Genomic DNA, 14,133 nt, shown 5'->3' on the forward strand with positions numbered 1-14,133 from the left:
GTCATCGAGGCCCGCAGCTGGGCGCCCCTGAGCTCGAAGTCCTTGGTGCTGGCCACGCCGTTCTCGATCGTGCCGGTGCCGGTGATCTCGTCGAACACCATGCCCTCGCCCGCCACGCCACGGAAATCGAACGTGGCCAGCCGCATCAGGCCCTGCAGGCTGAGCACGCCGAGCAGCTTGGCCGCGCCGGGGTCCACGCTGAGGATCTGGCCGTTCTCGAGCTTGAGATTCATGCGTCCGGACAGGGTGGGGTAGTCGATGGCCAGCGGCGAACCACGCCATGCTACCCGGCCTTCGAAGGTGCCATGGCCGTCGGCCAGCATATGTGGCAGGCCCATGCGTTCGAGCACCTGGCCGCCATTGCGCACCTCGAGCTTGAAGTCGAGCAGGGTGCGGCGCTCGGGGCTGGTGCCTTCGCGCAGCCGGCGCGGCATGCGCCAGCTGCCGCTGCCGGTGAAGGTGGCGCCGGGCTGCTCGATCACCAGGCGCTCGAGCGTCCACACCGGGTCGCCGCCGCTGTCGTTCGCGTGCGCCTTGACCTCCAGCTTGCCGAAGTCACGCCCATGCAGCTCGAAGTGGTCCGCCACCAGGTCCAGTGCCGGCAGCTCGCTGGCATTGCCCGACAGTGCATCCGCCATGTTGCCGGCATCGTTGCTGTCCGGGATGTTCAGCCGCGCAAGCCGTATCGTCAACGCTCCCGCCGGGGTGGTGGTGGCGTCGTTGCGCCAGCGCAGGCTCCCGGCGATCTGGCGTGAATCCAGCTGCGCGGCCCAGCCCGCGCCTTCGCGGGTGGCTTCCAGCGACACGTCGTTCAGCTCGCGGCCGAACGCCGTCAGCGTGCGCGCGCGGGCGGTGACGCGCTCGGGCGCGAAGGGCGAGGGCGCCGCACCGGCGCCGCTTGCCTTGCCTCGGTTCGTGCCGTCGTCCAGCAGGGCGCGCCAGGGGTCCAGGTCGAAGCGGCCGGTGCTGAGCGCGGCGGTCACGCCGCTGGCGGGTTGCGGCGCCGGCTGCTCGATGCCGATGCCGCCGGCCACCACTTCCGTGCTTTCGGCATTGCGCCGCAGCAGGTAGCGCGCATTGAGCGCATTGCCGTATTGCACCAGCAGCTCCTCGACACCGGCGCGCGCGGCGGCGGGGCGCAGTTCCACGCGCAGCGGCACGGCCTGGGCCGCGCTCTTGCCCAGCGGCGCCGGCAGCGCGAGCGACAGCCCGGCCAGTTCCGAGCTCACCATGATCTGCGGCTGGTGCTCGCGCACGCCGATCACGGCGCTGTAAGCGGTGCCGCCCTCGATCTTCGGCGCCAGCCCGGCCAGCGGCGAGCCCGCCAGCACTTCGCGGATGCCCGCCGCGCCGATGTTGCCATTGGCCGTCACGCGCACCGTGCCGTCGGGCTGGCTGCCCCCGCCGGCGCGGATCTCGCCGCCGAACAGGCGGGCGCGCAGGTCGTTGAGCTGGAAGCCGTGCTCATTGAAGGCGATGACGCCGGTGGCGCCCCCCAGTGGCGGCAACTGCGGGTTCAGCGTGACATCGTTGCCGGGCAGCCGGAACTGCCCGTCCACCTTGGTGGCATTCGCCTCGGTGAGCGGCAGGTCGAGCTTGAGGCGCAGCTCGCCATTGCCCTGGGCGCGCATCTCGCTGGTCACCTGGCCGGTCCAGTCGCGCACCGGGCTGGCGCCGACGAAGCGCAGGAAGCCCGACATGGGACCGGCGGCGCTGCCGTCGAGTATGAGGTGGCCGTGATCGCCCAGGTCGGCGATCCGCCCGTTGACGTCCTGCAGCGTGACGCCCTGCACACCTTGCACGCCAGCGCGCTGGGCCACGAAGGACATGCCACCGCGCTCGAACAGCACGCGCCCGCTGATGTCGGTGAAGTTCGGCCAGGCCTTGCCGCCGTTGCTGGCCGCGGCGGCGCTGCCGGGCGCCGCGCTCACATGGGGCGCAATCTGGTAGCTGACGCGCTGGATCGGCACCTCGACGCGAAAATCGCCGGCGCCTTCGTGCGGGCTGTGGAAGGGGAAATGCTCCAGGTCGCCCTTGACCAGGAACTTCACATCGCTGGCGTCGCCGGCGACGAGCGCGCCGGCCAGGTACTGGCGCGTCGCGGCGGGCAGGCCCAGGGGCAGGTAGCGCGGCACGCGGCTGACCTGGGCGCGGCTCAGTTCGCCGGAGAGATCGGCAATGCCGCCATGGCCGTCGCCGCCGGCTTGCCAGGTGCCGCGCACGACGCCCGCGGTATCCGCGTTGGCAAAGCGCACGCCCTCGGTGCGTACCGCCAGCTTGCCGTTGTCGCGGGTCCAGGTCACTTCGCCGGTGATCTGGTCGAACGCCACGCGCGGATCTTCGAACAGGCCGGGCAATATCAGCGCGGCGTTGCTGCCTTCGAGGCGCGCGCTGCCATGGCGGTCGTCAAAGCTGAAGCTGCCGGACAGCCGCGAGAAGCCGGGCACGCCCAGGCGCGGCTTGCCGTTTGCACTCACCGCGGGACTGGCCGGCTGGCCGCGGACCGAGACATTGCGCAGCGTGCCCTGCACATTGAAGTGGGTCTGGCCTTCGCGGCGGGTAAGCATGCCCGGGCGGTCGCGGTTCCAGCTGACCTCCAGGTTGTCGAGGTGGCCCGACGGCTGCAGCGCGCGCAGCTGGCGCGACAAGGCGGTATCGAGCGGCATCGAGGTGGCCAGCGCGCGCACCGTGTTGAGGTCGAAGGTCGGCGCCTTCAGCGTGAACTTGCGCAGCTTTCCCTTGTTGTCGGTGGCCCAGCCCACTATCACCTTGCGCATGCCTTCGCGCCAGGCGTTTTCGGTGGCGGGCGCGCTGGCTGACGGCCCGGTCGCCGCGCTGCTCGTCGCACCGGGCGGGGTTCCGGTCGCGCCGGCAACAGGAGGGGTTGCCGCCTGCGCTTGCCTGGCCGGCGGCACGGCCGGGCCTTCGGCTGGCTCGGGCTGCCACAGCAGGGTTTCGATCGTCAGCAGGTTATCGTGGTCACGGCCGGCCCGGTGCAGGACGAAGGCCTGCGCGCTGGCGAGCTTGAGCGGCTCGGGCGCGCCGGCCAGCTGCAGGTCCACGCCATCGGCGCGCAGGCGCGCCTGGCTGCGACTGATCTCGCCGCCGCGGAATTCAATGGTGCCGTCGGTGCTGAAGGTGCCGCGCGTCACCCGGTCGAAGATGGCGGTGTAGCGCTGCAGCACGGGCAGCTCGAGCTGGCCGAGGTCCCAGCTGGCCTGCCCGTGCCAGTTGTGCCAGTCGCCGGCGCGGCGCAGGTAGTCGTGGCGGAAGTCGGCTTGCATCACGAGCGGGCGCGGCGCCAGCGCGGCCGGCTGGGCTTCGAGCCGGATGACGTGGCGCGACCCGAGGCGCCTGGCGCTGAACTGGATATTGCCCACCTCGAGCTGCGGCARCTTGTTCTTCTCGTCGAGCCAGCGCAGCCTGCCGTCGCTGAGTTCGATCTTGCCCTGCGCCAGCAGCCAGTCGAACAGCCGGTTGTCCTGCGGCTGCGCGCCGGTGGTGTCGACCGCCAGGCCGGCAACCTCCAGCTTGCCGTCGGCGGTGCGGTGCACGAGCAGATCGGTATGGCTGGCGGAAATCTGCTGGAACAGCAGGTCCATGCTGAACAGCGAGCGCCAGGAGAGCTTGCCGTCGAGCGCGCCGGCGGCCAGCAGGACGCGCTGCCCGGCGTCGACGGCCTTGACATCGCGGGCATGGAAGGCGGGATGCCAGCCGTCCCAGTAGGTATCGAGCTGGCCGATGCTCAGGCTGGCGGAGAGTGCGACCGAGCCGCGCTGCTCCAGCCAGGTGCGTGCCGCGGATGCCTGCGGCCACAGCACGAAGCGGATCAGCAGCCCGCCCAGCGCCGCCACCAGCAGCAGCGCCAGCGCCAGGCGCACCAGTACGCGGCCAAGCCCGCGCCACACGGGATGGCGCAGCACCGCCAGCACGCCGCGGCCGAGCGCGCGCACCAGCGCCAGCGCGCGGCGCGCGGCCTGCCGCGGGAAGGAGGGGCCGGCGGCCGTGTCTTGACCCGCCACGGCCGCGGCTGTGGCCGTGGCGGGGGGCTTGGCGGGTGGGGTGGCGCGGCTGGACATGCGCAGATTATCCGACAATACTAGGCGCTCTCCAATTCGGTGCCTGACCGGCCGTGCACGATGCGCGCACCGGCAAAAGGGGCCGGCTCACGCGCTTCCAAGTAACAGGAATGACTTCCACTGATCCGACGAGTTCCACGGCCGCGCCCACGCCCGACGCAAGCAATGCTGCCAGCGAGGCCGCCGCGGTCGGCGCCGGTGGCGAACATGCTCCCGGCAACACTTCCAGCGCCGCCAGGCAGGCCGTAGCCGACATGGCCACGGGGYCTTACGCCGTCGTGGCCGCCGCCGCACTCGTGCCGGTCGATTGCGCCGGCACGGCATTGTACTCGCCCGCCTATTCGCACTACACCCGCCGCATGGTGCAGGCCCGTCCGGAACTGGCGGAAATCGTCGCCGGCGCGAGCGCGCAGCCGCTCACGCGCGCCTGGATGGCGGCACGGCTGAAGGTGCTGCACGAGCCGTCGGCCGATGTGGAGGACGCCGTCAAGCGCGCGCTGCGCCGGCTGCGCGCCGAGGTGATGTGCGTGGTCATCGAGCGCGACCTGCGCGGCCTGTCCACGCTGGGCGAGGTCACCGGCGCCATGACGGACCTGGCCGAACTCGGCATCCAGTACGGCATGTCCGTGCTGGAGGCGGACATGGCGCCCACCTATGGCCGTCCGGTCGGCGAATCCAGCGGCGAGGTGCAGGAGCTGGTGGTGGTCGGCATGGGCAAGCTGGGTGGGCGCGAGCTCAATGTGTCGTCCGATATCGACCTGATCTTCCTCTACGACGAGGACGGCGACACGCGCGGCGGCCAGCGCAGCCTGTCCAACCATGAATACTTCATCCGCCTCGGCCGCCGCCTGATCAACTTGCTGGCCGAGGTCACCGCCGATGGCTATGTGTTTCGCGTCGACATGCGCCTGCGTCCCAACGGCGACGCCGGCCCGCTGGCGTGCAGCTTCGGCATGCTCGAGCAGTACCTGGTGGTGCAGGGGCGCGAATGGGAGCGCTATGCCTGGATCAAGGGGCGCGTGGTGTCGGCGCAGGACACGCCGCACGCCGGGCGCGCCGCGGCGCAGCTTGCCAGCCTGACCGGCCCCTTCGTCTTTCGCCGCTACCTGGACTACGGCGTGATTGCCGCCATCCGCTCGCTGCATGCGCAGATCCGCGCCGAGGCGGCCAAGCGCAGCGGCGGCCTCGCGGCGCCGGGCGGCGGGCAGCGCGTCAACCAGCGCGCCTTCAATATCAAGCTGGGCCGCGGCGGCATCCGCGAGATCGAGTTCATGGCCCAGGTATTCCAGCTGATCCGCGGCGGGCAGGATCCCGCGCTGCGCATACGGCCCACGCTGGAAGTGCTGGTGGTGGCGGTGGAGCATGGCCTGCTGCCGGCCGGCCAGGCCGAGCAGTTGGCCAACGCCTACCGCTTCCTGCGCCAGCTCGAGCACCGCCTGCAATACCGGGACGATGCGCAGACCCACCACCTGCCCACCACCGAGGAAGAGCAGCAGGCCGTGGCCGGCATGATGGGCTGCGCCGACTGGCCGGCCTTGCTGGAGCGGCTGGCTTCGCTGCAGGACCCGGTGGCGCAGCAGTTCGAGGCCACCTTCTCCGACCCCGACCAGGTCAACGAGCCGTGCGAGGCGCTGTGGCCCGCGCTGATCCAGGAGGAGCAGGACGAACCGCCATGCGAGCGCCTGGCCAAGGCCGGCTTCACCGATTGCACCGGCCTGCTCGACCGGCTGCGCGCGACCGGCGCGTCGCTGCGCTACCGCGCGCTGTCCGAGCAGAGCCGGGTGCGCTTCGACCTGCTGGTCAACCGGGCGCTGGACCTGGCCGCGCGCCAGAGCGATGCCGACAGCACCATCGCGCGCTTTGTCGATTTTCTCGAGGCCATCAGCCGGCGCGCATCCTATCTCTCGCTGCTGTCGGAGTATCCGCAAGCGATGGCGCGCGTGGCCGACACGCTGCACGCGTCGAGCTGGGCCGCGGCCTACCTGACGCGCCACCCGCAACTGCTCGACGAACTGCTCGACAGCGACGCGCTGGCGGGCGCGCAGGACTGGAAAGGATTCCGCGCCCGCCTGGCCGCGCGCCTCGACGCCGCCGACGGCCAGATCGAGGCGCAGATGGACATCCTGCGCCGCGAACACCATGCCGAGACCTTCCGCATCCTGCTGCAGGACCTGCAGGGCATGCTGACGGTGGAGCAGATCGCGGACCGCCTGTCCGACCTGGCCGACGCCATGCTCGAGGTCACGCTGCAGGCGGTATGGCGCCAGCTGGCCACGCGTCACCGCGAGCAGCCGCGCTTTGCCGTGATTGCCTACGGCAAGCTGGGCGGCAAGGAGCTCGGCTATGCGTCCGACCTGGACATCATCTTCCTCTACGAGGACGAACACGAGCGCGCGCCCGACATCTACACCGCCTACGCGCGCCGGCTGATCACCTGGCTGACCAGCCATACCGCGGCCGGCACGCTGTTCGACGTGGACACGCGCCTGCGGCCCAACGGCGAGGCGGGCCTGCTGGTGACGAGCTTCGAAGGCTTTCGCCGCTACCAGCAGCGCGAAGGCGACAACACCGCCTGGGTGTGGGAGCACCAGGCGCTCACGCGCGCGCGCTTCTGCGCGGGCGAGCCGGAGATCGGCGCGCATTTCGAGAGCCTGCGCGACGAAGTCCTGCGGCAGCCGCGCGACGCCGCCACGCTCGGCGGCGAGATCACCGCGATGCGGCGCAAGGTGGCGGACGGCCATCCCAACGCTGGCGGCCTGTTCGATCTCAAGCACGACCGCGGCGGCATGGTCGACATCGAGTTCACCGTGCAATACCTGGTGCTGCTGCACAGCCACGACCATCCCGAGCTGACGCGCAACGCCGGCAATATCGCGCTGCTGCGCACCGCGGGAGAGCTGGGCCTGATCGATGCCACGCTGGCGCGCGAGGTGGGCGATGCCTACCGCATCTTCCGCGCCCGCCAGCATCAGCTGCGCCTCGACGGGCACGACCAGGCGCGCGTGGCATCGGGCGACGTGGCGGCGCCGGTGGCGCACGTGCGCGCGCTGTGGCAGGCGGTCTTCGGCGAGCCGGCCGGAGCCGGCGGCAATTGACGCCGGCTCCGGCCGTCGCCGGGCACCGGCCGGGCGGGCAGGGCACGCCTGGCGTGCTGGCCGCCATCGCGGCCATTGCCGCCGTCGCCGCGCTCAGCGCGGCATTCACCTTCATCCCCTGGCTGCACGCCCACGGGCTTTACCTGCGCGATGCGGTGATGGGGCAGGGCGCCAGCGGGCAATGGTGGCGCCTGTTGACCGCAATGTGGGTCCATCTCGGCTGGCGCCACTGGCTGGCAGACCTGCTGGCGACAGCGGGCCTGCTGCTGCTGGTCGGGCGCGAGGCCCGCACGCTCGCCATGCTTGCCGTGCTGGTGGCCTGCGGCGTGGCGGTGCAACTGGTGCTCTGCCGGGTGCCTTCGGTGGGCTGGTACGGCGGGCTGTCCGGCGCGCTGCACGGGCTGGCGCTGTGGGGCGGCCTGCGCCTGCTACAGGGCGACGGCTGGTCGCGCGGCATCGGCGTGATGCTCTGCCTTGGCGTRCTGGTGAAGACCTGGCTGGAACAGTCGTGGCTGGCGCCGGTGGTATTCGATCCTCAATGGGGCTTCGGCGTGGTGCGCGTCTCGCATGCCGCCGGCGCGCTGGCCGGCCTGGCGCTGTGGCTGGCGCAGGAGTGGTGGCAGCGGCGGCGCGGCACGACGCCGGCCGCCTGACTCTTGCGCATGCGCCCGCCGTGCGGTCAGCGCGGCGAGGCCTGTCCGCGGCGGCGTGCGGCCCAGCCTGCCAGCAGGCCCAGGCCGCACAGCCCGAGCGCGAGCGGCCACGACAGCGCGCCGCCGCCACCGCCGCCCGAAGGCGTGCTGGTCGTGGGCGGGGGGCTCGCCGTGACCTGCGCGGCCGCGATCACCGCGGCATTGGCGTCGAGCAGGCCGGCGCCGCAAATACCGGTGTTGGCGGGCAGCGTGCAATAGGTGTTCGCGGGGTGCGGGCGCGCCGAGCTCTTCAGCGCGGCGAGGACCTGCGCGGGCGTCAATGCCGGGTTGACCGAGAGCATCAGCGCGGCCACGCCCGACACCAGCGGCGCGGCGAAGCTGGTGCCCTGGGAATTGGTCAGGACGTAGTTGCCCAGCGTGGTGGTGCCGTCATTGGATATGGTGCGGATGAACGACTGCGAGACCGTGCATGAGGCGACGCCGGTGTTGGGATTGGTGACCACCTTGGAGTTGCCGCATCCGCCGCCCGGCGCGCTCAGCGAGACCTTCGGCCCCACATTCGCATAGCTGGCGTTCTCGCCGTCGTTGACGTGCGCGGTGACGGCGACCACGCCGCTRCAGTCGGCCGGCGCTTCGACCGCGCCGGCGCTGTTGCCGGTGGCGGCGACCACGACCACGCCGTTGGCGGCGAGGTCGTTCACGGCCTGCTGCTCGACGCTGGAGCAGGTGCCGCCGCCCAGGCTGACGTTGATCACGCGCGCCGGCGTGGGGTTGTTGGCTATGTTCGGCACGGTCAGGCCGCCGGCCCAGCGCATGCCGTCGACAGTGTCGGACAGCAGCGCGCCGCAGCGCCCCGATACGCGCACCGGCTGGATGCGGGCGTTCCAGTCCACGCCGGCGATATCCTGCCCGTTGTTGGTGAGCGCGCCCAGCGTGCCGGCCACGCGGGTGCCGTGCCAGCTGTTGTTGGTGGCGGTAGTGGTCGGTGTGGAGGTGCCGGGGCAGGTGAAGCCGGCCGGTACGCCATCGCCCGAGTCGATGGCATTCGCGTCGCGGCCGTCGCCGTCGTTGGCGATGGCCGGGTCGGTAATGAAGTCAAAGCCCGGCACGATGCGGCTGGCGAGATCCGGGTGGGGTAGGTAGCCGGTATCGAGCACCGCGATCACCAGGTTGCTGCTGCCGCGGGTGCGGTCCCACGCGGGCGGCAGGTTGACGCCGCCCACGACCACGGCGGGCGTGTTGAGGTAGGGCTGGTTGAGGGCGAACTGGGGATCGTTGGGCGTGGTGTCGTGCAGGCGCAGCCAGCGGTCAGGCACCACCTCGGCGATGCGCGGGTCCTGCCGCAGGCGGGCCGCGGTGGCCTCGGGGTCGGCGGCGTCGGCGTCGCCGACGCTCAGCAGTTGCAGGCTGCCGCCCATCTGGCGCTTCACGGAGAGCGCCACGCCGGTGCTCTGGCGCACACTCAGCATGCGCTCGGATTGCGACCCGGTGGTGGCGCTGTCGCTGGCAGTGCCGGTGGCGGTGGCGCCATCGCGCCAGCGCACGATGAAGTTGCCGCTGTAGCGTGGCGCCGGGCGCGCCGCCGGGTCAGGGGCCGCGCCGGCGGTGACCGGTGCGCCAAGCCAGAGGCTGGCGCCCAGCGCCAGCAGCGCGGTGGCGCGCCGTGCCAGATGCGAGGTCCTGCCATTCCGATGCTGAAACGGTTGCTGCATGTCTGCCTCCTCCCGTTTGTCCGCGTCGGACCGACCGCGGCGGAGCACCCCGCCGGAGCACCCCGGAAACTACATTTGCGCGATTGCGCCGGAAACCTCGGTTACAGCGACAAAACTTCAAGATAGCTCAACGTCCGAGTGCCCGCATTCGACTACGGCAAGCTGACAATGGCATGAAACGCGCCGTCCGGCAGCGTCAGCCCGGCTGCATGTCGCGGCCGATGGGCTGGGTGCGGTTGGGCTTGAGCACGCGGTCGGGCTCGGCGGTCTCGATGCGCGGCGCGGTGCGCAGGGTGGCCACGGCCTGGTCGAGCGTGGCGTCGGCCGAGGCGGAGATCGCCGTGACGAGCCAGACGCCGCCCGACATGGGGCGCTTGACCACGAAGCGGATCGGCCCGGCGATGGATTCGAGCAGGCGCCCGGCGTCTTCGGAGGCGATCACCGGCGGCGCGGTGAAGCGCACCATGATGTCGCCCACGGCACGGTCGGCGCTGATGCTGTTGGCCGGCGGCGCGGACGGGCGCTGGGCCTGGCAGGCGCTCAGCGTGGCGAGCGCCAGCAGGGCCAGCGCGCCGCAGGCGGCGGTCAGGCGCAGCGGACGGGCCGGTTTGCGGGAGTGCGGCTGCTTGCCGAGGGACATGGAAGACTCCTGTGTGGTTACTGGGCCGGAGGACGGGCGCCGTCAGCTGGCGGCGCGGCGTGACCGGCGCGCTTCGCGGGCCGGGCCGGCGCTGCTGCGCGCGCCTTGCGCGAGCATTTCCTCGGCGTGCTGCATGGTGGTAGCGGTCACGGTGGACCCGCCGAGCATGCGGGCGGTCTCGACTACGCGGCCGGCGGCGTCGAGCGCGCGGATGCGGGAGCGGGTGACCGATCCCTGTGCGCCGCGCTCGCTGGTTTCCTTGCTGACCAGCAGATGGGCGCCGGCCTGCGCGGCCACCTGCGGCAGGTGGGTCACGCACAGCACCTGGCGCGCACGGCCCAGTTCCTGCAGGCGCCGGCCGACCACTTCGGCCACCGCGCCGCCGATGCCGGTGTCGACCTCGTCGAAGATCAGGGTCGGCGTGGGCGCGGCTTCGCTGGTGATGACGGAGATTGCCAGGCTGATGCGGGCCAGTTCGCCGCCGGAGGCCACCTTGGCCAGCGGGCGCGCGCTGACGCCGGCATGGCCCGCGACCAGGAACTCGACCTGCTCCAGGCCGTGGCTCTGGCCTTCCTCGAGCGGGTGCAGGGACACGGCGAAACTGCCGCCGGCCATCGACAGGCCCTGCATGGCTTCCGTTACGGCGGCGGAGAGTTTCTCGGCGGCCACCTTGCGGGCCGCGCCGAGGTGCTGGGCGATGGTCAGGTAGGCGGCGCGGGCGGCAGCCTCGCGCGCCATCACCTTGTTCAGGTCCTGGGCGGACTGCAGGTCGTCGAGCTGCTGGCGGCGGGCCTGCAGCTCGTCGGGCAGTTGCTCGGGCGGCAGGCGGTACTTGCGCGCGGTGGTGTGCAGCGCCTGCATGCGCGCCTCCACCACCTGCAGGCGCTCCGGGTCGAGATCGAGCCGGTCGACATAGCGGTTGAGCGAGTGCGCGGCTTCCTCGACCTGGACCTGGGCCGGGTCCAGCGCCGCCAGCACATCGCCCAGGGCCGGGTCGACGTCGGCCAGCTGGCGCAGGCGCTGCACCACGCTGTTGAGCGTGGAGAGCACCGAGCCGTCGGCTTCGGACAGCGCTTCCAGCGCGGCGCGGCTGCCTTCGATGAGGCCGGCGGCGTGGGAAAGACGGTTGTATTCGGCCTGGATGTCTTCCCATTCGCCGGCCTGCGGCGCGAGCTTCTCCAGCTCGCCGACCTGCCATTCGAGGCGCTCGCGCTCGAGCGCCATCTCGCGCGAATGGTGCTCGACTGTCTCGCGCTGGCGCACRCAGGCGCGCCACGAACGCCACGCCTCGGCGACCGCGCCGGCCTGCGCGGTGAGGCCGGCGTGGGCATCGAGCAGCAGGCGCTGGGCGTCCGGGCGCAGCAGCAACTGGTGGGCATGCTGGCCGTGGATGTCGACCAGGCGGTCGCCGATCTCGCGCAGCTGGCCCAGCGTAGCGGCGGCGCCGTTGATAAAGGCCTTGCCGCGTCCGCCGGCATCGACCGTGCGGCGCAGCAGCACCGTGCCGTCGTCGCCGGTCAGGTCATGCTCGGCCAGCCAGGCGTCGAGCCCGGGCGGCGTGGCGAAGGTGGCACTGATGCTGGCGCGGGCGGCGCCCTCGCGCACCACGCCGGCGTCGGCGCGCTCGCCCAGCACCAGCGCCAGCGCGTCGATCAGGATCGACTTGCCGGCGCCGGTCTCGCCGGTGAACACGGTAAAGCCCGGGGTAAAGTCGAGGTCGAGCGTGTCGACGATGACGAAATCGCGGATGGACAGGCTGCGCAGCATCGTGGGCGACGGGTCAGGGTCAGGTTGGGGGGCGGTCTGCGGGAGGCGCCGGCCGGCATGGTCGCGGTGGGCTGCGACCGCGCCGGATCAGAGCCGGTTGTCTTCGCTCGGGTACTCGTGCCAGTGCAGCTTCTTGCGCAGCGTGGCGTAATAGTTGTAGCCGAGCGGGTGCAGCAGGTGGACGGTCTTGGCCGAGCGCCGCACCACGATGCGGTCGCCGGGCAGCAGCGAGGTCAGCGACTGCATGTCGAAGTTGACGCTGGCGTCGCGCGCGGTGGCCACCTCGATCGACACCTCGGCGTCATGCGGCAGCACGATCGGGCGGTTGGACAGCGCGTGCGGGGCGATCGGCACCAGCACCAGGCCGGACAGCGTGGGGTGCAGGATCGGTCCGCCGGCGGATAGGGCGTAGGCCGTGGAGCCGGTCGGCGTGGACACGATCAGGCCGTCCGAACGCTGGTTGTACATGAAGTAGCCGTCCACCGAGACCGCCAGCTCCACCATGCCCGAGATGCCGGAGCGGTTGACCACCACGTCGTTGAAGGCCAGCGCGGAGAAGATCACGCCGTCGTCGCGCACCACCTGCGACTCCAGCAGCATGCGGGTCTCGGATTCATAACGTCCGGCCAGCATGTCGGGCAGCACCGAATGCACGTCTTCCAGCGGGATGTCGGTCATGAAGCCAAGGCGCCCGTGGTTGACGCCGATCAGCGGCACCTGAAAGCCGGCCAGCTGGCGCGCCAGGCCCAGCAAGGTACCGTCGCCGCCCAGCACCACGGCGACGTCGGCATGCTTGCCGATCTCGCCGGGTGGCAGGGCCGGGTAGTCGGTCAGGCCCGTGGCCAGCGCGGTTTCCCGCTCGAACACCACATCCTGGCCGTTCTTGAGGATGCAGGCGGCAAGCTCTTCCAGCGGGCCTTCGATGCCGGCGGTGGCGTACCTGCCGATCAGGGCGACGGTGCGAAAGGGCGCGCGAGCGGCGCCGGGCGTGGGGAGCGAAGACATGCCCGGATTAGACCATACCGCCGCGACCATTGTCAGCAAGGCGGCACGTCCGGGCGTGCGCGGGCGTGCACGAGCCGCCCGAACGGGTAAAACCTGCGTAAAATCGGGTGCATCATGGATGAACGTGCGAAAACGCTTCTCAAGACCCTGATCGAGCGCTATATCGCCGAGGGGCAACCCGTGGGTTCGCGGACCTTGTCGAAGTACTCCGGTCTCGATCTGTCCCCGGCCACCATCCGCAATGTGATGTCGGACCTGGAGGAAATGGGGTTCATCACCAGTCCGCACACGTCGGCGGGGCGTATCCCGACCCCGCGCGGCTACCGGCTGTTCGTCGATACCATGCTGACCGCCCAGCCGCTGGACAGCGCGCTCAACCTGGCGGAGCTGACCGGCAAGATCCTGGGCCAGTTGCGCGGGCAGCAGCTCGGGCCGCAGCGGATGATCACGTCGGCGGCGCATACCTTGTCCAATCTGTCGCATTTCGCCGGCGTGGTGATGACCCCGCGGCGCGCGCAGGCGTTTCGCCAGGTCGAGTTCATGCGGCTGTCGGACAAGCGCATCCTGCTGATCATCGTCACCCCCGAGGGAGACGTGCAGAACCGCATCATCCAGACCGAGCTGCCGTACACGGCGTCGCAACTGGTCGAGGCCGCGAATTTCATCAACTCGCACTACGCCGGCATGAGCTTCGACAATGTGCGCGACCACCTGCGCGGGGAATTGCAGGCCTTGCGCATGGATATGTCGCAGCTGATGCAGGCGGCGGTGGAAGCGGGCAGCAGCGCCATGGCGGAGGAAGAAGACAATCATGTCTTCATTTCCGGCGAGCGCAAGCTGCTCGAGGTGGAGGACCTGTCCTCCAGCATGGAAAAGCTGCGCCGGCTGTTCGACGTGTTCGAGCACAAGACCGGCCTGCTCAAGCTGCTCGACGTCTCCAGCCACGCCCAGGGCGTGCAGATCTTCATCGGCGGCGAGAGCAAGCTGGTGCCGCTGGAAGACATGGCGGTCATCACGGCGCCCTACGAGGTCGACGGCCAGATCGTCGGCACGCTGGGGGTGATCGGGCCCACCCGCATGGCCTACGAACGGGTGATCCCGATCGTCGACATCACCGCGAGGCTATTGTCCAGCGCGCTGAGCCAGAACTAGTGCTGGCCAGGGCCGGTCTCACCGACTGCC

General features: G+C 71.0%; 8 protein-coding genes. 3 read left to right on the forward strand and 5 right to left on the reverse strand.

Going from position 1 to position 14,133, the window contains the following annotated elements; genetic code table 11:
* Window positions 1-4,079: YhdP family protein (locus AC1DO7_RS21500; RefSeq protein WP_477116542.1), on the reverse strand; the 4,079-nt coding region annotated here is incomplete at its 3' end.
* A gap of 254 nt (window positions 4,080-4,333) precedes the next feature.
* Between AC1DO7_RS21500 and glnE the strand changes: the two genes are divergently transcribed.
* Window positions 4,334-7,174, forward strand: coding sequence for a bifunctional [glutamate--ammonia ligase]-adenylyl-L-tyrosine phosphorylase/[glutamate--ammonia-ligase] adenylyltransferase (gene glnE, locus AC1DO7_RS21505; protein WP_477116545.1), 2,841 nt, complete (start codon window positions 4,334-4,336; stop codon window positions 7,172-7,174).
* Window positions 7,171-7,827: a rhombosortase gene (gene rrtA, locus AC1DO7_RS21510; RefSeq protein ID WP_441618752.1), complete on the forward strand. Its 657-nt coding sequence runs from the start codon at window positions 7,171-7,173 to the stop codon at window positions 7,825-7,827. Before glnE ends, rrtA begins: the two co-directional genes overlap by 4 nt.
* A 26-nt stretch (window positions 7,828-7,853) precedes the next feature.
* On the opposite strand, the gene AC1DO7_RS21515 is transcribed toward rrtA, so the two are convergent.
* From AC1DO7_RS21515 to AC1DO7_RS21530, 4 genes are all read right to left on the reverse strand, one after another.
* A complete protein-coding gene (locus AC1DO7_RS21515) occupies window positions 7,854-9,539 on the reverse strand; it encodes a S8 family peptidase (protein ID WP_441618754.1) in 1,686 nt (561 codons plus the stop codon).
* 196 nt (window positions 9,540-9,735) lie between these two features.
* Window positions 9,736-10,179: a hypothetical protein gene (locus tag AC1DO7_RS21520; protein WP_441618755.1), complete on the reverse strand. Its 444-nt coding sequence runs from the start codon at window positions 10,177-10,179 to the stop codon at window positions 9,736-9,738.
* Between the two features lie 42 nt (window positions 10,180-10,221).
* Window positions 10,222-11,946 (reverse strand): DNA repair protein RecN, encoded by a 1,725-nt coding sequence (gene recN, locus AC1DO7_RS21525; RefSeq protein WP_441618757.1) that lies wholly within the window; start codon window positions 11,944-11,946, stop codon window positions 10,222-10,224.
* Between the two features lie 87 nt (window positions 11,947-12,033).
* Window positions 12,034-12,951, reverse strand: a complete 918-nt coding sequence (locus AC1DO7_RS21530) for an NAD kinase (protein ID WP_441618759.1) — start codon at window positions 12,949-12,951, stop codon at window positions 12,034-12,036.
* A 114-nt stretch (window positions 12,952-13,065) separates the two neighbouring features.
* On the opposite strand from AC1DO7_RS21530, the gene hrcA reads away from it, so the two are divergent.
* Window positions 13,066-14,103, forward strand: a complete 1,038-nt coding sequence (gene hrcA, locus AC1DO7_RS21535) for a heat-inducible transcriptional repressor HrcA (RefSeq protein ID WP_441618761.1) — start codon at window positions 13,066-13,068, stop codon at window positions 14,101-14,103.
* The last annotated feature ends 30 nt before the right edge of the window (window positions 14,104-14,133 follow it).

This window comes from Cupriavidus sp. 05N40 (assembly GCF_056397305.1).

Coding starts and splice junctions, on each gene's coding strand:
- AC1DO7_RS21520 (WP_441618755.1), bottom strand. CDS start 10,179: ATGTCCCTCGGCAAGCAGCCGCACTCCCGCAAACCGGCCCGTCCGCTG.
- AC1DO7_RS21530 (WP_441618759.1), bottom strand. CDS start 12,951: ATGTCTTCGCTCCCCACGCCCGGCGCCGCTCGCGCGCCCTTTCGCACC.
- hrcA (WP_441618761.1), top strand. CDS start 13,066: ATGGATGAACGTGCGAAAACGCTTCTCAAGACCCTGATCGAGCGCTAT.